We start from the raw sequence: 26,969 nt of genomic DNA, 5'->3' as shown, positions 1-26,969 counted from the left end.
ATCTAAAACTAAAAAAATGAAAACAACAGTTTGTTTCCTCATACTAATAATTGCCTGCTTTTTGAATTCAACTTTATTTTCACAAAGCAAAACTACTTTACTTTATAACGGGCCCTCAGCAGATAAATTTGACATTGTCTTTATGGGAGATGGGTTTACCTCAGCACAACAAGGTGATTTTAATACTTTGGTTGCAGATTATTTTAAAGCGATGTTTACTTATGAAAATGGTGCATTAGACAATGTTCTTGCAGAATTACAAGACGCATTAAATGTGTACCGGGTAAATATGAATTCAACAGATTCGGGAGTAAGTGTTTATACCTGCGGAGAAAATGCTTCTTGTACTTCGCAAACAACAGTCAATCGCAATACACCCTTTAAAATGCGGTATTCCGGTTGTTGGGATTGTTGTTGGATGACCAAATCCGCCGATACTGATTCAAAAATAAATGCTGCATTGACAGCAGTTGGCTTGGCCGGAGCAGAATACGTCGTTATGATTTTAAATCAATCTGGATTTGGTGGATGCTCATATGGAAGTGTACTCAGCGTTACAAAATCAACTTCCAACAACGTGTTGTTTCATGAGTTAGGACATTCCGTGGGAGGACTGGCGGATGAATACGATAAAGCAGGTTGTTATTCTGGAAGCGAACCCAGTCCACGCAATGTAAGTACCAATGTGGCTACTGATAAATGGAAATTATTTGCAAGAAATCCAATCACAACTGGAAACCCTCCTGAATACAATGTAAGTCAAACCGGTGCATTTGAAGGGGCTCGTTACAAAGACCAATGCATTTACAGGCCTTCAACTAATAGCACCATGCGTGGAAATACCAGTTTACACAATCCTCCGAGTTATGATGAATTTTGGGTTCGCAATAAACCCAATAGCAATTATAATTTTAATAAAGTATATGTAGCAAACTTTGGTGGTACGAATTACTCAGATGTTGTAGTTCATTATGGAAATCACATTTCAGCTTATTTGGTCGGAACACCACCTGATGGATTCACAGGAGATGGAATTGGCACTCGTGTGATGAGTTCTTATGTTACTACAAAAAAAATAAAGGGCCCGGGAGGTACCTGGAATGTTTCAACCACGGATAAATTTTTCACCGGTGACTTTTCCGGTGATGGTTTAGATGATCTTATCGCCTTTTATCCAAATGGCGCCAATTCCAGATTGGGCTTACTTAAATCCATACCAGGTGGTTTTGAATGTGTAAAAAAATACTACAATACCTTACCAGGATGGGAAATGCGAAATGGTGACCAATACTATGTCGCTGATTTTAACGGAGATTCTAAAAAAGATATTTATGTAGTCAATACAGCAAATTGGTCAATGGGTTATGTCGGTATGTTAAGATCAAACGGTGCTGCTTTAGAATTTACCAGACGTTATGATCAATATCTTCCAGGTAATTATCTGACCAGTTCGGATAAGTTTTACATTGCAGATCTCAATGGTGACCATAAAGAAGAATTTGTATTGTATAAAACCAATACACAGACTACCCGGCTTTATCAAAGTTCAGGAACAAGCCTGAGTATAGAAGCAGAATATTTTGGCAGTCTCCCAGGTTGGACCAGCAAAGCCAATGACCAGTATTACATAGCTGATTTTAATAATGATGGAAAGGATGATCTCTATGTATTTAATGGAATTAACTGGGGGCCGGAATATATGCTGATGTTAAAATCAAATGGCAGTAGTTATGATTATGTGATTCGTTACGACGATCATTTGCCAAATTGGAATATGAATAATAATGATAAATACTTTGTTGCAGATATTAATGGTGATGGAAAAGAAGATTTGTATGTTTTCAATACCAGCGATTGGGCCACCCAATGGTTAGGGACTGCAATCTCCTCGGGTACCGGTCTCAGTGTAGCCACAAAACAAGGTGACTGGATCGGTGGATGGAACTTAGGAGGTGTAGATAAAATTGCAGTGGATCGCAGAGCAACTGGTAGAGATCATTTGTTTATTTATAATACCAATTGGTTTGGCTATTTGTGGTCAGGTTCTTCTGGACTTTACCAAAAAGCTATGTATTACAGCTACATCCATGCATTTAAACACCACGATTATGGATGGTACTAATAAAATACCTGAATGCTACGTTTAAATAGGACATACTGAATTATGTACACCTTTATTGTAAACGTATTGATACTTAGCCTGACCTGTTTTAATTCTTCTTGTCATACCCTCAATAAACAGGTCAGGGAAGGTATCCCAACGGAAGTTGGAATAGATAGCAGTTATACGGATCAAAAAGAAGTGGATCCGGATCCTCCAGGAAATAATAATTCAGAGTCTTACCATTATGTAGCACTGTGCAAGTTTACAAAACAATCGTTGGAAATCATTTCCGTTAAAAAGCAAGCAGGTGAAATGAATCTAATCGTTTCCAGTGCAAGCGAATTGTTTTTAGCAGGCTTTGTCAATAATCAATTAGTTCATTATTATCGATTTGCTGATCCCTTAGAATCCCATGGCATTGATCAAGAAAGCAATCCGAATAAATTAAATGCAGCTGAAGCATTTATCCTGTTTCCAAAATCATTAGAAAATTATTTAAATAACAAGAGCTACTTCTCTGCGATCTACAGAGTAGATGCATATATTAATTCTTTTGAAGAGCAAATTGGAACTGCCACCTCGATAAAACAGGCAATTTCTGATCATAAACTTACAAAAATCTATGAATTAAATCTTGATGGAATGAGCGCATTAATTAAGTAGTAGCTCAGTTCCAGTATTGCGATCAAAATTATACTAGATTCACGGTTAAGCTTGAAAATTTAACACCGGTATATTTATAAGCTATGATTTTTTAAAAAAATTACCAAATAAATTGATTTCTTTTGTCGTGTAGAAACAGTGTGAAATTGCTGTTTTCTTATTGCTTATTTAATTCCATTAAATTATTCTTTTTATGAAACAAAGCATGTTTATTGCATTATTTTTAATCACAATGAATGTCATTCATGGTCAAACAGTGAATGGCGTTCCTATGGATTCAATTAAAACTGATTATGTTGAGATTGTCGGTACTGAAAAATTTCTCTCTACCAAAATGAACGTTGAAATCGATTTTGGCCAGCGACAAAAATACTGGTCTCAAAAGGATACCCGGTTGGTTGATGAACATGGTAAAAGTCTGGAATTAAACAGCATGATCGATGCGCTCAATTTTATGTCCAAACATGGTTATTCATTTGTTGATTCGTACATCGTTACTAAAGATGGAATCAATGTATATCACTATTTACTTAAAAGAATAAACCAGTGAATCCGTTTAACATGATTTAAAATCCGATCTGCAACTTCATCTTATATTCACAGGATTTCAATTGTGTGTTGAAATTGCATTCAATCCAACTAAACTATTTTCCACAAATAGTGATTGAATTTTGTTGTACTTTTATAGGCAATGGAAATCTCTAAAACCTTTTGTATTAATATATTACGTATAGAAAAAAACATCCAAATACTTTCGGTATTTCTAATTTGTAGCTTCTTTTCTATACAAACGCAGTCCCAATGCACAGGCTTAGTAGTAAGTGCAGGTCCAGATCTGGTTAAATGCGATTCGAGTCAAACCCTCCAATTGCAAGGCAATGTGCAAGGAAATTACACTAAATTTTATTGGACCCCCACCGGTGGGTTGAGCAATCCAAATATTTTAGATCCTATTGTCACCCAAAAAATTCCAGGCCGATATACCTATAAACTAACTGCAGAAGGCATTTCTACCACCAATCTCATTAAAAACGGTGACTTCGAAAGTGGTAATTCAAGTTTTAGTTCAAGCTATACGTTCACACCGGTAAATACCACCGAAGGAGAATACATTGTTATACCCAATCCTTCTTCGTGGAATGGAGGTTTTACCAATTGCGGAGACCATACCACCGGGAGTGGAAATATGCTCTTGCTAAATGGACATCCAGTAGCCGGTACGAATTTCTGGTGCCAGACCATTCCTACTGTAATTGGAAGAATTTATCAATTTGAATTTTGGAGTCAGTCCGTGGTTGCATTTAACATTGCACAAATAAATGTGAAAGTCAATGGAAATTCTATTGGTACCACTACAGCAGGTGGATTGTGTAATTGGGTCCTATACACCATTCGATTTACAGCAACATCAACCTCTACACAAATCTGTTTAAGTGAATCCACTGGCATTCGGGGTGGCAATGATTTTGCTGTGGATGATATTGCATTGTTTGAAACGTGTATGGAAATGGATCAAGTGGTTGTTGAAATTGTAAACCTGGTTGCCAGACTTGACATTTTGAATCCACCTAAATGTTCTTCTGATCCATTTGACTTATCTGCCATTGGCTCGTCAGCAGGCCCCAACATTCGTTATGAATGGACAACTGACATTGGAAAAATTATTTCTAAAAATGGATTAACCGCTAAAGCCAAAGGTTCTGGTATTTATACTGTAAAAGTCATCTATACCAATGGGGCAGTTATGTGCGAACAGGAAGCATCTATAGAATTTAATGCTCCTGATGTGCTGGCAGGTATTTTGGATATCAATGGGAAAGAAAATTGCCGGAAAGATTCTATGCGTCTTAAAGCCTTGATCAATACAGGAAGTGGATTGTACAGTTATACATGGAGTCCGGATTCCAGCATACTTAGAGGCCAGTCAACTGAAGAAATAATTATAAATACCGCTAAAAAATATTCCGTTACTATTACAGATCAAGGCTCTGGATGCACACTTGTATTAGATTATGATGTTCCGGCAGATACCTTGAAACCCATTGTTGGAATATTTGGGGACAGCTTACTTAACTGTAAGAAAAAAACAATTAACATTCATGCAATACCTTCTGACAGCATTAACTATGCTATAGTCTGGACCAAACCTAATTTAACAAACATTTCAGGTATTGCTACAATTTCTGATTCCTCAACCGGAGTTTATAAATTAAAAATTACTGACAATAGAAATTTCTGCAGCGACAGCACCAGTTGGGTTATTAAGATTGATACCCTAAAGCCGCTTATAGAATTAGGCCCAGATTTGAATATTAATTGTAAAAACAATACAGTTCTTGTTACTAATTTTCAAAATAATAATTCAGCCAACTTAAATTATTTTTGGAACTTTAACAATCAGAATGGACCAAAAGAAGATAGTCTAATAAATAAACAATACAGCCAATCTGGAATTGTACGTCTTAAGATACTAGATACCATTAATGGATGTTTCACAACAGATAGTCTGAATGTAATAGACCTAAGAACGTTACCACAACTTGATGCCGGTACAGGTGGAACGATAAATTGCAAGACCAATCAAATTCAACTACAAGCACAAATTAATCCAAAAGATTCTTTAGCCATTTTATGGTCGAGTCCAACCGGGAGCATCGTCTCTGGACATAACAGCATCAACCCTCTGGTTGATAAAAAAGGATGGTATTTCATTCGCATAGTAGATACCACAAATGCTTGTGAAAATATGGACTCGGTTTTTGTCGATGAAAATATTTTAAAACCCATTGCGAATGCAGGACCTGATTTAGTTTTTAGTTGCAAGGATAGTTTGAAAATTATTGACGGATCTCTTAGCAGTTCTGGTGCAACTATTTTATACAATTGGTCTACAGCCAATGGCATGATCCGCAATGGAAATTCTACAAATAAAATTGAAGTAACAACTCCAGGAACTTACAAATTAATTGTAATTGATACGATGAATGGCTGCAAAGACAGTACATTGATACAAGTTAATCCGGATTTAAATAAGCCAATAGTTCAATTACTCAATCCAGATACCTTGACGTGTGTTAAAAAAAGCATTCTGCTATCTGGAGTTGCAAGTTCACAAACTGGAAATCCCTTGCAGCTAATTTGGTCAAGCACAAATGGAAACTTTATCAGTAAAGTTGATTCCGCTTCAGTTTTAATTGACAAACCTGGAACTTATTTATTTACAGCCACTGATCAAATCAATGGTTGCCAGACAAGCAGTCAACTGCTTGTCCATATGGATACCATTGCACCGATTGTTAATGCTGGAGTAGACCAATATTGGAATTGCGAAACAACACAAATTCAATTAACAGGTTTTGCATCCGGTGTTACGAATAACTTTTTATGGCAAACCAGTACCGGTCAATTATTAGGAAATCCTGCCAATGCTTCGATTCAAATTGGAGGTCCCGGTTTATACATCTTACATGTACAAAACGTAATTAATGGTTGCAGTGCGAATGATTCGATCCATGTCATTCCAGATCTTGTCAAACCACCCTTGGTATTATTACCTGCCGGAATCCTCAATTGCAAAGTAGATACTTTAACTTTAAATGCACAAACCATAAATCCATTAAACAGGTTTAACTATAAATGGTTAAACGGTTCCGGTGGAATCCTTAGCAATCCAAATCTACCTGTAATTCAAATCAATAAACCCGGTTGGTATTATTTTACTGTTATTGATACCGTAAATAAATGCAGCTCAGAAGATAGTTTGTTGGTAAATGAGGATCGAATACAACCCATTGTAACTATTTCAAAACCATTGGAACTTACTTGTTCTAGAATAACGACACCACTCGATGGTATTATAACAAATGCAGGTGCGAATTTTTCTACAATTTGGACCACATCAAACGGAAACATTGTTTCAAATCCCAATGATATTCATATAGATGTAAATAAAGAAGGCCGTTACTATGTTCAAGTGACTAATCTTATTAATGGATGTACGAGTCAGGATTCAGCAGATGTAATTGAAAATAAAAATCTCCCAACAGATTTTCAATACATAGCGCAGCAACCAAAATGCCAGGGTGAAACTGGCACAATAACAATATTGGGAGTGACCGGAGGTCAATTCCCATTGAGCTATTTTATAGACAATGTTCTGATTACTGGAAGTAGTATTTCAAACTTAAGTCCAGGATTGAAAATGATTAAAATTGTAGATTCAAACGGTTGCGTACTTGTAAAAGATATTTTTATAAATCAGGCCACTCCTGTTGGTGTAAGTTTGCCTCCGAGTGTAAAAATAAATCTGGGGGATCAGTTAACATTAAATCCAATATTTACAAGTCCTCTGGATTCCATAGCAAGCATACTCTGGAGTCCTGCAGATCATTTAAGCTGTACAGATTGTCCAAATCCTACTATTAAAAACCTGGAAAATGAAACTTCTTTTACAGTTAGCTATATCACAAAGAATGGTTGTACAGCAAGCGCCACTATATTAATACAGATAATAAAAAGAGGTATTTGGTTACCAAATGCTTTTAGTCCTAATGGGGACAATATCAATGATTGGTTTTATCCAATTGTTGTTGAGGACAGTTATAAACAGATTAATTACATGAGCATTTACAATCGTTGGGGTGATCAGGTTTATTATAAAACAAATTTCCAACCAAATGATCCTTCACAAGGCTGGGATGGAACTTTCAAAAATCAAAAATTAAATCCTGGCGTATTTGTTTATTTGATTGAAGTGGAATGGACCAACGGAGAAACAAAAAAGTTATGGGGCGATTTGAGTTTAATCCGTTGATTTAATTCAAAATGAATAAAATTTAACACAAATTTTATTCACCGGGATTTTTCAAAATAGTTCAGGATTATCACTTGATCTGGAATTGTAAGTATATTTAATCCACTACAAAAAAAAAAGGATCCAGTTGACTGGACCCTCTTTTTCTTGCGAATGAAATATTCTAAAACAAAATTTGCTTTAGTTTATTTCTTCATTTTTAATGATTTAGTCTCACCAGCAGCTGGTTTTGTATCATCAGAAGTTGTGGTAGGTGCACCTACTGGTGGAGGTGTAGTTGTTGTAGAGCTGCTTGAAGTTTTCTTAGGAGCCATTTTAGTTGACTTTGCAGATTTCATTTTCTTACAAGCTTCACCGCATGTGTGACCTTTTTCACCATGAGCATAAACGTGTGCTCCATCCTTACAAGCAACTGTACAAACGTGATCTTTCATTGCAACTGGAGCAGTTTCAGCTGTTGGTTTTACAGAAACCGCACCTGTTTTTTCTTTAGGAGTTGCAGTTTTTGGAGCTTTTTCAGTTGGAGTTGAAGTTGATTGTGCATTTGAAGAAACGGCAACGCATGCAGCCAAAGAGAAGAATAATACTAATTTTTTCATTTTAAAAGATTTAAGATTAAATAAATTTATTTCTATGAAGTACCAAAATTTCGTAAAAGGTTAGCAGGCCTTAGTCCAATTTATTTCCTGATTTTTCCTGAGTGGTCTCTGCCGTTTTATTTAGACTACAAAAGAACGAAAGCGCTACCTATACATTATAATTCCATTGAATATTATAACAACTTTAACATACCGCTATTTTTAAGCCATAATTTCTATTCTTTTAGCCATTTATAAAGATTTTAGCGCAACGAAATTAGTGAGAATTTTAGGAATTTAAATTATTTTCGCATCCTGCACAAATGTCTACAGAATTAATATATAAAACCCTCATTAAAAATCGTTTAGTAACAGGAAGACCCATTTTTTTACGCGCGCCTGGACGCGTTAACTTAATTGGCGAGCATACCGATTACAATCAGGGCTTGTGCTTACCGGGTACATTTCAAAAAGCCATCTACTTTGGTTATGTTCCTTCCGGAGAATCTGAAATCATCAGTCTAAAGTATAATGAATCCTGGTTTCCAAAGTCGCAACATCGAATCCCCGATTGGGCAATCTATTTTAAAGGGGTTTGGGATCTATTGAGACAAAAAGGATATTCCTGGCCTGATTTTAAATTGGCCTTTGATGGCGACCTGCCTGGTGGTGCAGGTCTTTCTTCTTCCTCTGCCATCACTTGTGGATTCATTACCGTATTAAATGAGCTTGGATCTTTAAAACTTTCAATTGAAAAATTAACGGAGTTTGCCGTTACTGCTGAAAAAGCTTCCGGCCTCGAAGGGGGTATGATGGATCAAATCAGTATATTTAATGGCAAGAAAAATCATGCCCTTTTAATTCAATGCAGTGATTGGAATTTTAAATACATACCCATTCCGGAAGGTCCGGTTTGTTGGTTTGTAATTGACACTGGTGTCAAACACCAATTGATTCATACCGATTACAACACCCGATCGCGATCCTGTAAAGAGCTTTTAAAACTCGTCAAGAATTCAATTCCAGAAATTAACCATTTGAGTGATCTCACTTGGGACCAAATTCAGACCTTTGAAAAAATCTTGAGTAAACAATTTTTTAATTACCTTATATATATTAATGAAGAAAATCAACGGGTCCTTGAAATGATTGATTTGTTGGAACTCAAACAATTTGAAAATATCGGACGTTGTTTATTAAAAGGTCATGAAGGACTGCGTAAATTATACAAAGTGAGTTGTCCAGAATTGGATTTTTTAGTGGATTTTGCAAAAAATAGCCAAATGGCCTACGGTGCCCGAATGATGGGGGGAGGATTTGGAGGCGCTACTTTGCATTTGATCCCTGAAAATTTAAAACATAGCTATACTCAAGGCATAAGCAACGCTTATGCAAATAAATTTGGCTATCAACCCGATGTATTTGAACTCAATCTTGAAGACGGCATTCAATTTATTTAATACACAATTCAATCTTGGTTTTTATGAATAAATATATTTTTATTTTAATGATTCTTTCTGCTTCAACATCAAGCTTTGCTAAAAAGAAAAGTGATGCCGAATTATTAAAAGCCTATTTGAAAGAAAGTTTTCAGGGAATTCAAATTAATGAATTAGATCCGAAAGATAATTTTCAATTTTTTTGGGAGCTTATTATTCAACAAGAGTTAGATCATTCAAATCCATCAAAAGGTCACTTTCCACAAAAAATACTTTTATATCATAAAGGATTTAAAAAACCAAATGTTATAGTAACAGAAGGATATCAAGTGACCGATCGAATTTATGAAGCCAGTTTAATTTTTGATGCCAATCAATTTTCAGTGGAATACCGATTTTTTGCTAATTCAAAACCTGCAATTATTGATTGGTCGCTGCTCAATCAAAAACAGGCATTAGAAGATTTAAATTTCATTCAAACTAAATTGTCTGGCATTTATAAAAAAGCCTGGATTGCAACGGGAATTTCAAAAGGCGGCACGACAGCTGCATTGTACAGTTTAAACTATCCAAAAAACTTAAAAGCAAGCATTGCCTATGTTGCACCATTTCCTCTGGCGCAGGAAGATCCACGAACGGTAGTGCATTATCAATCAAAAGTCGGTACGCCGGAATGCCGAATGCAAGTCAGGGATTTTCAACGTAGGATTTTAAAACATCGGAAGGAATTAAAACAACTGTTGTTGGAAATGGAACAACGAGATGGAGTTGTTTTTGAAATAGATAAAGACCGTGTAATTGATTTTGCTGCTATGGAATATCCCTTTTCATTTTGGCAATGGGGATTTGGCTGCCAGGAAATTCCAGGTACGCAGGCTAATGCTAAAATTATTTTCGAACATATAGAAGAGGTCATTGATTTCAATTATTACGATAAAACTTCCTGCACCGAGTATTTGCCAGCTTATTACCAATTTATGACCGAATATGGTTATTATGGATTTGATACAACCGGGGTAAGTGATTTATTAATTAATAAGCAATTGTCCAACTTGGAATTTTGTCCAAAAAATACGAATCTTAGTTATCAAGGGGACTACATGAAAACAATGCATGAGAAAGCTACCCATGAAAGTCACAACATTTTGTATATCTATGGAGGCTTAGATACCTGGACCTCATGCGCTGTAAATCCTGATCCAAAAACAAATGCACTCAAGTATGTCAAATATAATGGTGGGCATCGGACAAGAATTCGTGATTTCGGCGAAGTAGAAAAACAGAACATGTTAAAAGCTCTTAAGAAATGGACAGGATGCAAAACAAAAAGCCTTCCTTATTAAAATTCGAATACCCAATCACCCATGGGTTGATTTTTTGCTTATTATTGCAAAAAAAATAATTTATGGACTTAGTTGATGGTCAATACAGCATTCAGAACATTCCGGTTTCTGAGTTAATTGAAACCTACCATACGCCGGTATATGTATATGATTCTTCAATAATTAAAAGACAAATTGACCGTCTAAAAGCAGCATTTGATGTGCCGGAGTTAGGAATTCACTTTGCCTGTAAAGCGCTTAACAACATAAACATTCTGAAGTTGATTGAACAATGGGGTGTTGGATTGGATTGTGTTTCTGTACAAGAAATCTGGACTGGATTAAAGGCAGGTTTTAAACCTTCGGAAATTATTTACACCCCAAATTGTGTGGCCCCTGATGAAGTTGAAATGGCCATTCAATTGGGAGTTCAAATCAACATCGATCACATTGAAACCCTAGAATATATCGGCCACCATCATCCAAATGTAAAAATTGGGATCCGCATCAATCCGCATGTGATGGCTGGTGGACATGAAAAAATTTCAGTCGGGCATATTGACAGCAAATTTGGAATTTCAATTTATCAAATGCCCTTGGTGTTGCGATTGGTTGATACGCTTAAATTAAAGGTCAATGGATTGCACATGCATACAGGTTCAGATATTCTGGATGCCGGTGTATTTGCTTTTGCATCAGAAATCATGTATGATACTGCTAAAAAATTTCCAGATCTGGAATTTATTGACTTTGGTAGTGGAATTAAAGTTCCATACAAACCGGATGACGTTTGTACCGATGTTGAAGAACTGGGTCAGGTACTTTCAAAATCTTTTAATCAATTTTGCAAAGACTATGGTCGAAAATTAAAATTGTATTTTGAACCCGGTAAATATCTGGTGTCTGAATGCGGTTTCTTTTTTGTAAAAACCAATGTGATTAAGCAAACTCCTTCTACCGTTTTTGCCGGAGTTGATTCCGGATTAAATCATTTAATCAGACCCATGTTTTATGATGCGTACCATCACATTCTTAATATTTCCAATCCAACCGGAAAACCGCGTGTGTATAATATTGTAGGTTATATCTGTGAAACAGATACATTTGCCAATAACCGGGTTGTAGCTGAAATTCATCCCGGGGATATTTTATGCTTTAAAAATGCCGGAGCCTATTGTTTTACTATGTCCTCTAATTACAATTCGCGATTTCGGCCTGCGGAGGTACTCATCCATGAAGGAAAACATTATTTAATCCGTCAACGCGAAAGCATGGAGGATTTATTGAAAAATCAAGTGATGGTGGAAATGAATGGCTAAAGACTAAAAAGCTTTGTTATATAAAACATCCTCGAATTCATAAGTATTAACTACTAATTCCTCCCGCGGCTACGCGGGATGTCCACTACGCTCCCATAATTATTAATTCTTAATTAATTAATTTCTTTCTCTTTTTTCTTATGCTTTAGGATTTTAGCATCCAGATAAAATATGATTTCTTCTGCTATGTTTTTAGCCTGATCACCGACTCGCTCTATTTTTCGAATGATAGAAAGCACGTGTAAGGTTTGACGTTTCTCATCCGGAAATTTATCCAAACATTCCAATGCTTTATAACTGGCAACATCGTTTAACTTGTCGAGCATTTTGTCCTTTTTATAAACAGTTCGAGCCAATTTGGTATCTTCTAAAATATAGGCTTCCCGTAATTCTTTAAGCATTTCAATTGACAGCGCAAGCATCTTATCGGCATCCATCAATTTAATAATTTCAGCATTAAATCGATCGTCTGAATCGGATACAAATTCCGAAATTCCGCAAGCAATATCTGCTATGCGCTCCAGATTGGTATTTATTTTTAAAGTGGACAAAACAAAACGAAGGTCTGTGGCCACTGGTTGAAACAAGGCAATAAAATTTTCGCAAGCACGATCTATCGTTAATTCAAATGCATTAACCCGACGCTCTGTTTGTTGAACTTCCAACGCAAGATCGCGTTCAAAATTTTTAAAAGCACTTTCGGTATTATCCAACTGCTTAATGGTGAGATCCCACATTTCAATCAGTTGATCTCTCAGTTCCTGTATTTCATTTTCAACTTGCAACATAGTTTAATTTTTTAACCAAAACGTCCTGTAATGTAATTCTCGGTCTGTTGTTTATCGGGATTTGTAAATATCTTTTTAGTTTCATTAAATTCAATCAATTCACCCATTAAGAAAAAACCCGTATAATCACTAACACGACTTGCCTGCTGCATATTGTGGGTTACTATTAAAATGGTGAAGTTATTCTTTAAATCATATATTAATTCCTCAATCTTACTGGTAGAAATTGGGTCCAATGCCGATGCCGGTTCATCCATAAGCAATACAGAAGGTTCAATTGCCAATGCGCGTGCAATACAAAGTCTTTGTTGTTGTCCACCAGAAAGGTCGAAAGCCGATTTTTTCAATTTGTCTTTTACTTCATTCCACAGGGCCGCCTGGTGTAAAGCTTTTTCAACCTGTTCTTCGATCAATTTCTTATCACTAATCCCATTGACACGCAATCCATATGCAACATTTTCAAATATACTTTTTGGGAATGGATTTGGCTTTTGAAACACCATTCCGATCTTTCTGCGTAAGGCATCAATGGCTGAAGTACGGATTTTATAAATATCTTTTCCATCCATGAGAATCTCTCCTGAAATTTTAACCCCTTCGATCAGATCATTCATTCTATTAAATAATCTCAAAAAAGTTGATTTTCCACAACCTGATGGACCGATTAAAGCGGTTACCGTCTTTTCTGAAATTTGAACAGATACATTCTTCAATGCGTGAAAATCAGAATAATATAATTCAGCGTGTTTTGTTTCTAATTTAGCGTGCATGCTTTTATTTCATTTTTACTTTCTTCCCAAAATGATTACGCAAATAATTTGCTGATAAATTTACTATAAAAACGATTCCAATTAAAACGACAGCAGTGCCATATGCTATAGGCCGACTTGCCTCTACATTTGTACCGCTGGTAGCAACCACATACAAGTGATAAGGCAGAGCCATGCATTGATCGAAAACGGATTGTGGTAATTTTGGCAGAAAATACGCAGCTACAGTAAATAAAATTGGAGCTGTTTCACCGGATACCCTTCCGATTCCTAAAATTAACCCGGTAATTATATTTGGAAATGCTATGGGAATTACTATTTTTCGTATGGTGTAAAATTTTGAAGCTCCAAGAGCATAACTCGCATGGCGAAATGTGGAATCAACCGCTTTTAAACTCTCCTCTGTTGTCCGAATGATTAATGGCAATGCCAATAAAGCCAGTGTAAGTGAACCAGCTAGTATAGAAGCACCAAAATTGAGTTTGTTTACAAACAAAGCCATACCAAATAATCCAAAAACAATGGATGGGATTCCTGCCAGATTATTCGTCATCATTTTAATAAAGAGCTTCAACTTTCCTTCCTGTGCATATTCATTTACATAAATACCCGATAATACACCAATTGGAAATGCAAAGAGCATGCTGCCCAATACCAAATAGACGCTACCAACAATTGCTGGAAATATCCCTCCTTGTGTCATTCCTTCGGTAGGCATTTCAGAGAAAAAATTCCAGGTAACTACAGGCAAGCCTCTTTTTAGAATAAAAAACAAGATTAAAAAAAGGATTCCGATAATAAGAACGGAAATAATTCGTGCCAGCCAAAAAAATATATTTTGCTGCAATTTTTTACGCCGGTCAATATGTTTTGGAAATACCAGCATATGCTAACTTGTTTTTCGTTTCAGAGTAATACGCTCCACGATTAAATTTGTCAATAGGGTTATTAAAAATAACATGCATGCAAGCGCAAATAAGGATTTAAAATGCAATCCACCAAATGCGGCTTCTCCTAACTCTGCTGCAATGGTTGCAGGAATGGTTCGTACCGGTTGCACAAGACTGTGTGGCATAATTGCTGCATTTCCGGTTACCATTAAAACAGCCATTGTTTCTCCAATAGCCCGTCCGATACCTAATATGGCCGCAGCAGTAATTCCCGAAGAAGCATTGGGCAGAATTACCTTCCAAATTGTTTGCCAATGCGAGGCTCCTAAAGCAAAACTTGCTTCCTTCATAGCTTGTGGTGTTGTTCGGATGGCGTCTTCTGAAACCGTTATGATCGTTGGTAAAGCCATTATTGCCAATAAAATACTTCCAGCTAAAGCAGTTTCTCCAACGGGCAAATGAAATACATTCTGTATCATGGGTACTATAATAACCAATCCAAAAAATCCATAGACCACAGAAGGTATTCCTGAAAGCAACTCAATAATAGGTTTTAAAATGTTGCGGACTCGATGGTTTGCTATTTCAGCTAGATAAATTGCTGCAGCCAATCCAAGAGGTAATGCAAAAAGAATTGCAAAAAAACTAACAACTAAGGTTCCCAGCAGTAAAGGCAAGGTTCCCATTACCGAAGCAGGATGTGCAGTAGGAAACCATTCACGCCCACTTAAAAAATCCCATAAACCGATTGACTTGATTTCAATTTCGCGGGTGGATCCTATCAAACTCAATTGTCTCTCAGAAAAAAAAGCAACAGATCCCGGAATGCTGTCTAAAAAATGATTCACACAAATACTGAGGTATTCATAATTAGGTCCAAGCTGTTCCTTTGTAAAATGATCTTCCAGATCATTTACAGTAATTGTAATAATGGGATCTTTGGTACCTCCTAAAGGTTCCCAAGTTTTAATCTTTTGATCGAATATATCTTTTATCTGGACTGCGGTCAGCTGTGATACCGGATTTCCTTTTCCAGTAAATAAACCATAATTCTTTTCAATGGGCGAAGAATCAATGAAAGAGATTCCTTCTTTAAACAAAAACAATACAATCAATAAAACAATAAAGGCTGATATATATCCGCAGCCTTTAATGATCCACTCCATGAGTGTTTCAACATATTTATTGAGAGGTGTTCTCATTACATTAGTTCAACGGAATATAACCGACTTCTTCAACAAGTTTTTGACCTTCAGGAGAAATACAATAATCAATAAATGGTTTCACCTTACTTTCTATTTTTACATCATAAATATAATAGAGGGGTCTGGCTATAGGATAGGTTTTATCTTTTGCCGTTGCTATCGAAGGAGCTACAAATGTTTTCCCCTCATCGTAAGAAACCTTAAGTGCCTTCACTCCACTCGACAAATAAGCCACTCCAATATAACCAATTGCTCCTTTGGTTTGGCCAACCGATTGTACAATGGCTCCCGTTGCTGGCATATTTAAAACGGTACTTGCATAATTCTTTTTACTCATTACGTGCTCTTTAAAAAACTCATAGGTGCCAGAGCTATTTTCTCTTGAATAAACTACAATCGTTGCATCTAAACCACCAAGCTCTTTCCAGTTTGTAATTTCACCAGTAAATATTTTTTCCAATTGTTCGCGTGTCAATTGCTCTACCTTATTTTCAGGATGAACAATAACTGCCAATGCATCAACAGCAATTGTTTTGACTTCAATTTGAATTTGTTTCTCTTGAAATTTTAGTTTTTCTTCTCCTTTAATATCTCTGGATGACATAGCAATGTCTGTATTTCCGTCCATGAGTGCAGTAATACCGGTTCCACTTCCACCACCAACAACTGCAATGGATTGGTCTGTATGTGTTTTCATATATTGCTCTGCCGATTTTTGCGCTAATGGTAAAACCGTATCGCTTCCTTTAATATTTAAATTTTTTGATCCTGCGGCTTCTTTCTGCTGGTTTGCATTATTACAAGCGCCAAAAAATAAAATACTCAATAATAAAATACTTTTAAAGTTCATATCAATTCGTTTTAAAATTTAAATTGTGTTCTAATTGTCAATACATTGTCTTTTATATCTTCTGCATATCCATTTAAATGGGTGGCTTTCTCGTTTTGAATAAATTCATAGTACAGCATAATTCTCATATTGCTCAAATAATAATTAAAACCAAGTCCCAAGGTATTGTATTTGATATCGGTAGCATTCAATTTATTTAAATTTCCTATATCATCCGCTTCAGCATCTGTATTCGGGTCAAACCAATCATACTTTACAACCAACTGCAAATTGGTTTTACCAATATTTTGCAAAAAATAAGTTGAAAGTGAATTAAATTTTCTGGAATAGGTATCATAATTAGCAAGCGTTCCACTTCTTGGGCTATCCGAAGTTGAAGAAGAAGCCGGCTGGGTCCCATTAATCCATTCCGCTCTCAAGGTTGTGGTTCCTAAATTGGAGTTTATTGCATATTGAATATCTGCCCCAACATACTGTCTGAGAGCACCATCTCCTTTTTTATTCTCAAGGGTATCTTGCAATACATATCCAACTAAATTATTTTGAAATCGAACTGTTTTATATTGATACGGAGTGCCTTGAATCACTTTGCCATGATAAAATGAAACTCCCCCACTCAATTTTGTAGCTTTTATTTTTTTATCAATCGAAATTCTTGCAACTAAATCCTTATAAGAATCAAAATCCGCTACGGTGGCGTTACCATTATAAACTCCAAATTCGAAATTAAAGGGTTTCAATTTGAAATAGTTAACTTTAAATCCAAGATCCGCTTCAGCCGGTAACATGATTGTAGAAAAACGGGCACGTTCCGGGCCTTCATGTACTAAAGTAGAATACGATTGTTCAAAGCCAAAAGGCCTTGGAAAAATCCCTGCTATATATTTTAATCCAACTTTCTCCATGGTATATGACCCGTATACATCGTGTAATGAGATGCCTTTTTCTGTATTTTCAGTTACCAGGACCAATTCAAATGGATCTGCATGATATGCAATTTTCACTCGAGCCCTCCGCACACTAAAGCGGTTGTCAACATTCGAAGCAAAATCCCCTCCCGGATATTTAATTCCTTTGGATTGAGCCCATTGAAATTCAGGCTGGAAATACCCACTGATTTTAACTTTTTTAATACTTTTAATTTCATTTTGCTGAACATTCAGAATGGAATCAAGATTCTCATGATTCTGAGCATGAGCTAGGAAATAACAATGCATGAGCATTAGAAAGACAAGTATGTTTTTCATTTCAACTTTTTACAAAACAAAATTAGAACGAAGCAATGGGCCCAATATTAAGCCAATGTTAAGAAAACCAAATCCTCCAAAAATTGGAGCATTTTTCTATTTTTACCTTAAATAAGAATGATGAAACGCAGAGATTTTCTCAAAACTGGGAGTTTTTTAGGTGGAATGGCGCTTGCAGGCCCTGATTTATTGCAGTCCACATTCAATACAAAGAAAAAACCTAAAAAAGTATTGATCCTTGGAAGCGGTTTTGCCGGATTGGCTGCTGCATATGCATTAAAAAAGAAGGGAATTAAATACCAAATTCTTGAAGCCCGCAACCGAATTGGGGGCAGGGTATATTCTTTTAAACCAAATCCGGAATTAAATCTAACCATTGAATTGGGTGCAGAATGGGTTGGGGAATCGCATGTCCGAATAATAGAATTGTGCAAAGAATTTGGTTTAATACTTGATAACAATCAGTTTGATACCCATCTCAGCTTTGAAGGCAGTTATTTTAAAGCCGGGGGATGGAATTTGAGTCCGGAACTGGAAAAATTCTGGAATTCCAAAACGACCTTATGGAATGCTTTGACTCCTGTACAAAAGCGCAAATTAGATAAACAGGACTGGTGGCGTTACCTATCCAATAAAGGATTTTCAGATCGCGATTTATTGTTGCGAGAATTAGCAGACAGTACTGACTTTGGAGAGAGCATTCGACATACTTCTGCCTATGCAGCATTTGCAGAATATGCTGAAAGCAGTGAAAAAAATGAAATGGATTATAAAATCAGAGGAGGAAATGGATTGTTGGCTGAAAAATTAGCCGATGCAGTTGGAAGAGAATTTATATTAACTCAACACAAAGCGGTACAAATCAATCAGGATGCCAACGGAGTTAAAGTGATTTGTGAAAATGGTCAAAGTTTTTCCGCAGATCGACTCATTTGTACGGTTCCCCTTTATGCACTTCAAAAAATAAAATGGAATCCAGGTTTGCCATCATACCAACTTGATGCCATTAATTCGTTACAATATGCTCGTATCGGAAAATTTCCAATGGTATTTAAAGAACGCTTTTGGAAAGAGGAAAATTTTGATATGATAACCGATACTCCAACCCATTATTTTTATCATGCAACTAAAAATCAAGCAGGCCCCTCTGGAGTATTAATCTCTTACGCCATCGGTGAAAAAGCGGATTCTCTTGCATCTGTAACCAAACAACAACGTGAAGATTTAATTTTAAATGCACTCAAGCCCGCTTTTGGTGATGTTCGAAAATACCTGAGTGAAAGTTTGATGTACTATTGGGGTGTTGATAATTATTCTAAAGGCGCCTATGCATTTTATGGCAAAGGCCAATGGTTTGGTACAATGCCAATTTTAAAACAAGCGCATTTAAATACTCATTTTGCAGGAGAGCATCTGGCAGATTGGCAAGGATTTATGGAAGGCGCGATCAACAGCGGAGAGGAAGCAGCGGAAGGGATGTGATTCAATTACGAATTACAAATTACGATTTACGAATCATGATTTATAGGATTCCGTTTACAATTGATCAGATTTATGGATGTGCGAGGGCATCACTTTTAGAATTAGAAAAAAGTTATATTTTGAAAAAAAAAAAAAAATTGAAGCAGTTTTGCAACTGCTTCAATTCAATCTAGGACAAAGATTGCTTATTCAGCAATATCAATTTTCAGTTTTTACAGTTTGATCGTTTCAGTATCGTTTCCGGCTTTTACACGTAAGCTGTATTTTTTTCCTTTAGCTAATTTTCCTGCATCAATAACAATATCACCTGTTGCATTTTGGCTGATTGCACTTTGTCCGTTTGGCACGACTGCACCAGCAGGATCCAATACATCAAAACTTAAGTCAATGCCTTGGTTTCTACCTTTAAATAAATTGGATGAAACCAATTTTGTAGCTGGCTTAGCACCTTTTTTAATAGAAGGGGTACTAACATAAATTTTTGGACAGCAATGCACATGTGCAAGTGCTGAACCTGCGGATCCTTGGCTACCGGCAGCAGTTCCACCATCTTTTGGTGGTTTGACTTCAGTTTGAGCATACAATCCAGATGCTAGAATAAATGAGCAGAATACTAATAGTTTTTTCATGTTTTTAAAAAATTTAATAGTTAATAATATACGTTAATTTTGTTTTAGAACTGATTCCTACACATAGGGTAGTCTTCAAATTCTAATTTAGGTTCCATATTTGAAAGATGGTTATCAGGTAATTCGATTTTTTATTTAAACCAGAATTCTCATTAGAATTCTGGGTCAATTTTATTTATAATTTGTGTTTGTTATTCATTTTACTTGAATACAGCCGCTAAATATAGCTGTAATCCTCTAACAATTTAGAAGGGTGTAATAAAAATAGAAGCAGTACCCTGTACTGCTTCTATGATTCACCCGAATCAAATTTCAGAACGCTTGTATTTTAAGTTAATCAGAGCACGCTCACCTGATAGGTGACATCCACCACAAACTCATATTCCTGAATTTCTCCATGAAAATGGAGCAGGTGGCTTCCTTTGGATAGGGGCTTCAATAGAATCCAATATCCATCTGATACGGCATCTTGCTTGGTTCCTAAAATACAAGGATCCACACAAGTGCTTAGGTCCGGATCTCCAATAAATGTAAATAAGTTAGTTGGTACGCGGAATTGTTCTAGTCCACCTATGGACTTCCCGTCCAATTCAACTGCAAGGTTTCCAGCCATATCTATCGCAGTTTTAGCTCCGTCTTTCAAATAATCTTCCAGGGTTTGTCCGGGAGCCAGGGTGTAATCCAAGTTTGGGCAAGGAGCATCATTGATTACATTAATAATTGGAAACAAAATTCCTTTTCCATAGGGTATCACCACTTTTCTGGTTGAAACTCCACCAGAATTGCCTACCAAAAAATAAACCGGTCCTTTTTGACCTTTGTCTGCATGGATTCCGGTCTCATCCATCAAGGGGTTAATCTCGCAAGGCAAACTAAATGCATAGCGCCACCAGTCTTCGGTCCAAGAAGCCAGTGGCTTTCCAAAGGCAAGTGCGTTTACCGGAAATACTTTGTTGTTTGCTTGTGCTCGACCATCCAAACCAGTAACTACAGGCACTGGTTCTAACTGCTCTTCATCTTTGCAGGCAGTGACACTAACAGCGAGGAATGCTATGACAGCAATTCCCCAATTTAAAAACTTTTTCATAGGGTGTGAAATTTTAAATAATTGCCTACTCTAGCGGATTTTCGGCATCCTCCGCATTCTGATAGAACTATTTAAATTTAATTACACTATTTTTGAAAAGTGATCATACAAATTCTACAGAAATTCGATTCATAAAATAAATCATTTCAAAAATTTTAAAAATATTCTCAAGTTTTTTTGATATTCAAACACATTTTGAGATTTTAACTCAGAAAGTTCAATGGCCATTTCGTAAGCATCCATATTTTTTAGTTTGTAGGCTGCACAAATTAAAGCGAAATCAATAAATGCTTTTTGAGATTTATCAGAAATCGTTTTACTCTTTCCAAATAAGTTGTTGAACTTCTCAATACAATCCATTTCTGCTAATTGTCTGTCATTTTTATAATTTGTATGAATCATAGCTGTAACCTTGTTTCGAACTTGCCACATCGCTAAAGGTGTATTGCTCCCTAAATTAAATGCAAGATTTGAATCTGTAAAGCGAACTAAGATATTCGATGAACTTCTATAGGCTTTATTTCTTTGCATTTTATCGGCCTCGCGTTTTGCCAGTTTATTAAGTTCACGATCCAAAGGTCTAAAACCAAATCGATAATAAAACCAAAATGCACCGGATGCAATGCCTTCTGGATTATTTAATCCATATTGATACGGTTCAATTTCAAAATAATCTATAGAAAATAGTTGTCTGTAGGTCCTCAATAATTGCGCCATCATAAATCCGGACTCTCCACCCCGAAACCAATCAAAAATATTTATCCCAAATAAAGCCCGGTTGCCCATAATCCAGGCTCCTCCATACGCTGCAGGATACCCATTTTTAAATAAAGTATAACCCACATAGGATTCAAGGGGAAGTTGCCTTTCAGGAACCATTGTAAACACTGCAATAGAAATTCCTCGTTCCAATATATAATATCGAATGCTGTTTTCATCTAGATAGGTTACAGGATCCGTTTCCCGTTGCAAAAGCAACAATTTAATTTTAGAAACCATGATAATCTGCTGTTTCCATGCCGAATCAGACAAATGAACTTCAGGCAAGGCCGTATTTAAAATATCCGTGTAATTCCACTTTTTTCGAATTTCTTGTTGATAAAATATTTCTTTAACCGGTAAGACGTTATAAGTTTTGCTCAGTTTTTTATTTCCAGTTGTGTGAACATGAAAATTTAATTGAAGTTTATCAAATAAATAATCTTTAATTAATGGCGTATTGTTGAACTGCTTGAATTGATTTAATAGAAATGCAAGTAATTTAGTATTACGGATTTGCAGCGCATCCAATAAAGATTCATTCGTATCACAAATTGCTGTAAATTCCTTTTCAATATCCGGTAAACTTAATTTTAATAAGTCAATCAATTCAGTTCCATTTTGATCTGGCAGATCCCAATTGACTTTAATTTTAGAATCTACTAACCAGGAAACCAATTCGCAGGAAAGACTTGAATACAAACCCGTATATGGAAGGCCTGTATTTTCAAAATGCAATTTTTCATGTGGTCTCAGGTTTCTTAGAAATTTTGTTATTCGTAAAATTTCCAGCTTACAACAATTTTTTAATTTTTCATTTTCCGGATGGGCCTGAAGAAACAACAACAAATCGTGATATTTTATAAGCAATTTAGTTTTGGGAAGTTGTTGCTTATTCAGAATTTTAAGTAAGTGAATTTTTTGTATTGCAGAGTCCTGAGAAAATTGGGTTTGAATTTTAAGTAAATTCTTGAGTGTTGATTGGAACGAATGATTCATATTATGAATTTCAAATTTATACTATAAATTGGTAATGCTTCGTAAATGGTTTAAACAATAACACAATTCAAAGATCCTCCACAGTTTTGTAAATATATAAAACCAAAGCTTTTAAAAATGGCAAAAAAAAACCCGGAAGTTAGTACTACCGGGCTTTCATAATTCAAGTGAGAATGAATTACTTCTTTACAGCATCAGAAAGGCCTTTGCCCGCTTTGAAGCGAACAACTCTTCTCTTAGGTATTTTGATTGGTTTGCCGGTTGCAGGATTTCTTCCGGTTCTTGCTTTACGTTCTGCAGTAGAGAATGTACCAAAACCTACCAAAATTACACTTTCAGCTTTTTTCAAACTTTTTTCGATAGAAGTAAGAACTGTATCTAAAGCGGTACCTGCCTGTGCTTTAGTAACTTCTGCTTCTTTTGCGATCGCACTGATCAAATCAGATTTATTCATTGTTTTAAAGTTTTAATGGTTAATTTTACGACACAAATATATATTACATTTTTTGTTTATACAATACATATATAAAAATATTTTATGCTTCAAGAGCTTTAAATTCAGGCATCCCGGCGCTGTGGTCGTTGTAAATGCCTGTAAAATAAGCAACTCTACACTGAAATTAGATATAACAGCCCGTAAAATGGAGTACTTTTTAATGCAAATCCGTACAAAAATAGGCCTATTGGCATTACTCATTATTGTCACTTTCACTGCTTGTCACCGGGGAAGTGGTTGTCCGTCTGAAGATGCACAGGTTAAAACGAATAAGAAAGGGATGCCAACCAAAAAATCTGAATCAGGCCTTTTTGACAAAAAAACATCTAAAAAAATGCGTCTTAATAAGTAAGAATTCGGTTCAGGAATCTTAAATTTTAATTAAAACATTCTGATTTATAAATTCATACATTTGAATTGTTAATCCCATTCCAAATGGAAAAAAAAGATGTCTTATTAATAAAAGATCTTGCTTCTTTTGAAAAATTGGTAAACAAGGACCATCAAGCATATGATATTAATATGATGCTTATGCCTGGAACCCTTGAAGATAAACATAAGGATGTCGATTCAACCAAAGGGATTCGTGCGCTCAGACGACAATTTAATTTAATCTACATCCTTACCGAAGGAGAACATGATGTATTATTAGGGGCGGACTATCGATGGCTCAAACCAAATGATCTGGTGATCGTTCCGGAAAATATGGTGTATGCTTCCAAATTTATCCGAAATTGTAAAGGCTATTGCCTGCATTTTAAAACAGAATTCATTCAAAATTTATTGAATGGTCCATTGACAGAAGAATTTCCCTTTTTCATTTTGATGCTGAACACATAATTAATTTAAATGATGCGGATACTAAAAGTATTCAACAGGCATTTCAGGATATTATTCGCGAATACCAATCCTTCTCCTATGAAAAAGATTTTATTCTTCGCAATTTTTTATTAATCTTACTCCATCGAATTCGTGAAATATACCGACCCTATATTCACAAATTAAATGAACAAAGCAGCAGAGCCTCCCGCCTTGCCAATAAATTTAAACATTTGGTAGAAAAGGAATTTATCAACAACCGATCCGTTCAAGCTTATGCTTCGCAACTTGCTATCAGTCCAAAATATTTATGCGATGTAGTTAAGCAAACTTTTGGTAAAACGCCACGTGCCTTTATTAATGACATGCTTTTACTAGAAGCGAAGGTTCAATTGGGATCCACCGATAAATCGGTATCGGAAATCGCTTACGCATTACAATTTGAGGACCAATCCCATTTTAGCCACTTTATAAAGCAACAAACCGGGATGAGTCCGCTGGCATTGCGTCAGATTCTCTGATTTCTACATGAGAAGGTGTGTTTTATACACAAAGCTTGTATCATAGCGCATTTACCTTTGCATTATCAATTTTTTTATTAATTTTTTAAATCAATTTATTATGCAAATCAAATTATTTCTATCCATTGTTGCGTGTTTAGGTTTTGTTTATACAGAAACTTTTGCTCAAGCGCCTACGGAACCTACAAGCCACGCAAAAGCTGAAAAAGTAAATTTTTCAAAACCAACAGATGTACGAAGTTTTCCATTGGGAAAAGTTGATCTGGTTAATGTTGGTGGTGCGACCATTGGACGCGCTGTTTTTCAACCTGGCTGGAGATGGTCCAAATCAGTAAAACCATTGGCAAAGACTGAAAGTTGTGAAGCTCCTCATTTTCAATATCACATTGCAGGTACCCTGCGCATAAAAATGGATGATGGAACTACATTTGATTGTAAACCAGGGGATGTATCTTATTTACCCATGGGACACGATGCTTGGGTTGTTGGAAAACAAGCTGTGGTGGTTGTAGATTTTCAAGGAATGATCGACTACGCAAAATCTTCAAAATAAATTTCGCTATTAAACTTAGCGAAATTGATTTAAAAAAAATCACCCCGCCTGAAAACATTCAGAACGGGGTGATTTTTTATTTCATAGAGCCTTATATCAAGCTCTGAATCATTTTATCTGCGTTTGACTCTTGTGGTAGTTCGTGTAGTCTTGGTTTTACCTCTTGGACCTGTAACCGTAGTTTTGGTACGTGTAACCCGATAGGATTTAACATGAGCCCCATGACGTCTGTTGACTGTAACGGATGTCGTTCTCACAGGAGTATAAACACGGTGGGCATGAACCACCCGATGCGTATGAACTACAGCAAATCCAGGACGGTATCTCGCTCTGAATGGATGAAAGACCCTCCAGCCTAATGGCCTCCAGGGACGCCAGTAACTTGGATACACGCGCCATCTCCAGGGTGAAACCCAAGGTCTGTAAGCAGGAGCATAAACAAAACGTACACAAGACCAGGGCCAAACATTAATGACTATAGCATCCTCTTCTTCAAAATTTATTGCAGAAGGCCCGCTTTTGGTTCTGGGTTCCATTTTTACATCATCTTTCTGGTCATTCCCATCTGAAGGTTCAACAATTTGCTGAATTCCGAAAATATCCTCATCTCCTATAATTTGTATTACAGCAGATTCTTTACCATCTTTCTCTAATTCAATGACGGCAATATCTTGACTCTCCGTTTCAGAAATTGGAACCTGAAGTATAAATGCATGTGCATCTTGATCCATTTTGCTGATCACCCGAATGTAATCGATGTCTCCATCTTCATTCAAATCCAAATTGTTGACATGATTGCTTTCCGTATTCAATAATTTCTCAAAATCCTCCGGTGAACTGGCCATTTTAAATAAATTTAAAGCGCCTTCCAGACTAAAATTGTCACCCGGCAGTCCCGTAGAATCGGACACCTCTTGAGCCTTACTCATGGTACTAATACTCATAGCACTCAAAAATAAGCTTAGGTATAAAGTTGTTTTTTTCATATGATTGATTTTTATGTAAGACTGCGAAGTTAACGAAAAGTTTAATATGCTTTGTAGGTATAATTATAATTTTTTATTGCCACGAATGCACGAATTAAGGACTAATTGAAATATGAATTATTGCCACGAATGCACGAATTGTGGACTAATGAAATATTTTATTCGTATTTAATTCGTGGCATTTCTTCGTGACTTCATTCGTGCATTCGTGGCATTTCTTCCCACTTCTTCATTCGTGCATTCGTGGCATTTCTTCCTCCTTCTTCATTCGTGCATTCGTGGCAACTCTTCCTCCTTCTTCATTCGTGCATTCGTGGCAACTCTTCCCACTTCTTCATTCGTGGCAAAGATTTATTTTACAACCAGCATAAGACTCGATAGATCCTATGCTTTTAATCATTTCATAAAATCCACCTATCGATTTAATGGTTTCAGTAAAACATGTTGCGTTCATTGGTATTTCATTATTTCAAATTGAATTTAGAACTGAATAAATTTTTAAACTTAGATGCACAGGCAATCTATTAGATATATAGGATACTTATCTGTTAATAACGTATTATAATCCACCATATCCGACGAAATAGAATCCAAGCTTAGCTCACAATAAGCAAACAACTCAATATACCTAGATGTATTCTTAAATGCAT

Annotated in this window: 24 protein-coding genes; 12 read left to right on the top strand and 12 right to left on the bottom strand. The window is 36.0% G+C overall.

Going from position 1 to position 26,969, the window contains the following annotated elements; all coding sequences use genetic code 11:
• Positions 1 to 16: 16 nt before the first annotated feature.
• From IPK91_12265 to IPK91_12250, 4 genes are all read left to right on the top strand, one after another.
• Entirely contained in the window at positions 17 to 2,122 is a 2,106-nt protein-coding gene (locus IPK91_12265; protein ID MBK8298027.1) for a hypothetical protein, read from the top strand.
• Between the two features lie 42 nt (positions 2,123 to 2,164).
• Positions 2,165 to 2,767 (top strand): hypothetical protein, encoded by a 603-nt coding sequence (locus tag IPK91_12260; protein ID MBK8298026.1) that lies wholly within the window; start codon positions 2,165 to 2,167, stop codon positions 2,765 to 2,767.
• 205 nt (positions 2,768 to 2,972) lie between these two features.
• The gene (locus IPK91_12255; GenBank protein MBK8298025.1) at positions 2,973 to 3,317 is read left to right on the top strand and encodes a hypothetical protein; all 345 of its coding nucleotides are present in this window, start codon (positions 2,973 to 2,975) and stop codon (positions 3,315 to 3,317) included.
• A gap of 141 nt (positions 3,318 to 3,458) precedes the next feature.
• The gene (locus IPK91_12250) at positions 3,459 to 7,580 is read left to right on the top strand and encodes a gliding motility-associated C-terminal domain-containing protein (protein MBK8298024.1); all 4,122 of its coding nucleotides are present in this window, start codon (positions 3,459 to 3,461) and stop codon (positions 7,578 to 7,580) included.
• A 185-nt stretch (positions 7,581 to 7,765) separates the two neighbouring features.
• Here IPK91_12250 and IPK91_12245 read toward each other — a convergent pair whose 3' ends face one another.
• Complete coding sequence (locus IPK91_12245; protein MBK8298023.1) at positions 7,766 to 8,179, bottom strand: hypothetical protein; 414 nt, start codon at positions 8,177 to 8,179, stop codon at positions 7,766 to 7,768.
• 302 nt (positions 8,180 to 8,481) lie between these two features.
• Here IPK91_12245 and IPK91_12240 point away from each other — a divergent pair, with 302 nt between their 5' ends.
• From IPK91_12240 to lysA, 3 genes are all read left to right on the top strand, one after another.
• Positions 8,482 to 9,618: a hypothetical protein gene (locus IPK91_12240; GenBank protein ID MBK8298022.1), complete on the top strand. Its 1,137-nt coding sequence runs from the start codon at positions 8,482 to 8,484 to the stop codon at positions 9,616 to 9,618.
• A gap of 23 nt (positions 9,619 to 9,641) precedes the next feature.
• Positions 9,642 to 10,940: a hypothetical protein gene (locus IPK91_12235; protein MBK8298021.1), complete on the top strand. Its 1,299-nt coding sequence runs from the start codon at positions 9,642 to 9,644 to the stop codon at positions 10,938 to 10,940.
• A gap of 62 nt (positions 10,941 to 11,002) precedes the next feature.
• Positions 11,003 to 12,238: a diaminopimelate decarboxylase gene (gene lysA / locus IPK91_12230; GenBank protein MBK8298020.1), complete on the top strand. Its 1,236-nt coding sequence runs from the start codon at positions 11,003 to 11,005 to the stop codon at positions 12,236 to 12,238.
• A gap of 113 nt (positions 12,239 to 12,351) precedes the next feature.
• Here the strand turns inward: lysA and phoU are convergent, their stop codons facing one another.
• Genes phoU through IPK91_12200 form a run of 6 tightly spaced genes read right to left on the bottom strand, consistent with a single transcriptional unit; the run spans position 12,352 to position 17,988 of the window.
• Complete coding sequence (gene phoU, locus IPK91_12225) at positions 12,352 to 13,026, bottom strand: phosphate signaling complex protein PhoU (GenBank protein ID MBK8298019.1); 675 nt, start codon at positions 13,024 to 13,026, stop codon at positions 12,352 to 12,354.
• 11 nt (positions 13,027 to 13,037) lie between these two features.
• On the bottom strand, positions 13,038 to 13,796 hold the full coding sequence (locus IPK91_12220) for a phosphate ABC transporter ATP-binding protein (GenBank protein MBK8298018.1): 759 nt from the start codon (positions 13,794 to 13,796) through the stop codon (positions 13,038 to 13,040).
• A 4-nt stretch (positions 13,797 to 13,800) separates the two neighbouring features.
• On the bottom strand, positions 13,801 to 14,682 hold the full coding sequence (gene pstA, locus IPK91_12215; protein MBK8298017.1) for a phosphate ABC transporter permease PstA: 882 nt from the start codon (positions 14,680 to 14,682) through the stop codon (positions 13,801 to 13,803).
• A 3-nt stretch (positions 14,683 to 14,685) separates the two neighbouring features.
• A complete protein-coding gene (gene pstC, locus IPK91_12210; protein ID MBK8298016.1) occupies positions 14,686 to 15,888 on the bottom strand; it encodes a phosphate ABC transporter permease subunit PstC in 1,203 nt (400 codons plus the stop codon).
• Positions 15,889 to 15,892: 4 nt separating this feature from the next.
• Positions 15,893 to 16,741: a phosphate ABC transporter substrate-binding protein gene (locus tag IPK91_12205; protein MBK8298015.1), complete on the bottom strand. Its 849-nt coding sequence runs from the start codon at positions 16,739 to 16,741 to the stop codon at positions 15,893 to 15,895.
• Positions 16,742 to 16,752: 11 nt separating this feature from the next.
• Positions 16,753 to 17,988, bottom strand: a complete 1,236-nt coding sequence (locus tag IPK91_12200; GenBank protein MBK8298014.1) for a hypothetical protein — start codon at positions 17,986 to 17,988, stop codon at positions 16,753 to 16,755.
• Positions 17,989 to 18,108: 120 nt separating this feature from the next.
• On the opposite strand from IPK91_12200, the gene IPK91_12195 reads away from it, so the two are divergent.
• A complete protein-coding gene (locus IPK91_12195; protein MBK8298013.1) occupies positions 18,109 to 19,470 on the top strand; it encodes an FAD-dependent oxidoreductase in 1,362 nt (453 codons plus the stop codon).
• Positions 19,471 to 19,682: 212 nt separating this feature from the next.
• Here IPK91_12195 and IPK91_12190 read toward each other — a convergent pair whose 3' ends face one another.
• From IPK91_12190 to IPK91_12175, 4 genes are all read right to left on the bottom strand, one after another.
• Entirely contained in the window at positions 19,683 to 20,099 is a 417-nt protein-coding gene (locus tag IPK91_12190; protein MBK8298012.1) for a hypothetical protein, read from the bottom strand.
• A gap of 337 nt (positions 20,100 to 20,436) precedes the next feature.
• Positions 20,437 to 21,186, bottom strand: coding sequence for a hypothetical protein (locus IPK91_12185; protein ID MBK8298011.1), 750 nt, complete (start codon positions 21,184 to 21,186; stop codon positions 20,437 to 20,439).
• Between the two features lie 141 nt (positions 21,187 to 21,327).
• On the bottom strand, positions 21,328 to 22,944 hold the full coding sequence (locus IPK91_12180) for a hypothetical protein (protein MBK8298010.1): 1,617 nt from the start codon (positions 22,942 to 22,944) through the stop codon (positions 21,328 to 21,330).
• Between the two features lie 178 nt (positions 22,945 to 23,122).
• Complete coding sequence (locus tag IPK91_12175; protein MBK8298009.1) at positions 23,123 to 23,398, bottom strand: HU family DNA-binding protein; 276 nt, start codon at positions 23,396 to 23,398, stop codon at positions 23,123 to 23,125.
• Between the two features lie 52 nt (positions 23,399 to 23,450).
• On the opposite strand from IPK91_12175, the gene IPK91_12170 reads away from it, so the two are divergent.
• From IPK91_12170 to IPK91_12155, 4 genes are all read left to right on the top strand, one after another.
• Positions 23,451 to 23,792, top strand: a complete 342-nt coding sequence (locus tag IPK91_12170) for a hypothetical protein (GenBank protein MBK8298008.1) — start codon at positions 23,451 to 23,453, stop codon at positions 23,790 to 23,792.
• Positions 23,793 to 23,875: 83 nt separating this feature from the next.
• Positions 23,876 to 24,280, top strand: a complete 405-nt coding sequence (locus tag IPK91_12165; GenBank protein ID MBK8298007.1) for a hypothetical protein — start codon at positions 23,876 to 23,878, stop codon at positions 24,278 to 24,280.
• A 212-nt stretch (positions 24,281 to 24,492) separates the two neighbouring features.
• Entirely contained in the window at positions 24,493 to 24,780 is a 288-nt protein-coding gene (locus tag IPK91_12160) for an AraC family transcriptional regulator (GenBank protein ID MBK8298006.1), read from the top strand.
• 247 nt (positions 24,781 to 25,027) lie between these two features.
• Positions 25,028 to 25,333, top strand: a complete 306-nt coding sequence (locus tag IPK91_12155; GenBank protein ID MBK8298005.1) for a cupin domain-containing protein — start codon at positions 25,028 to 25,030, stop codon at positions 25,331 to 25,333.
• 113 nt (positions 25,334 to 25,446) lie between these two features.
• Here the strand turns inward: IPK91_12155 and IPK91_12150 are convergent, their stop codons facing one another.
• Complete coding sequence (locus IPK91_12150) at positions 25,447 to 26,319, bottom strand: hypothetical protein (GenBank protein ID MBK8298004.1); 873 nt, start codon at positions 26,317 to 26,319, stop codon at positions 25,447 to 25,449.
• Positions 26,320 to 26,969 lie beyond the last annotated feature (650 nt).

Source organism: Saprospiraceae bacterium, assembly GCA_016712145.1.
In the GTDB taxonomy this organism is placed as follows: Bacteria; Bacteroidota; Bacteroidia; order Chitinophagales; family Saprospiraceae; genus Vicinibacter.
Note: the sequence above shows the minus strand (reverse complement) of the source record. Positions and strands in the feature narration are given on the sequence as shown.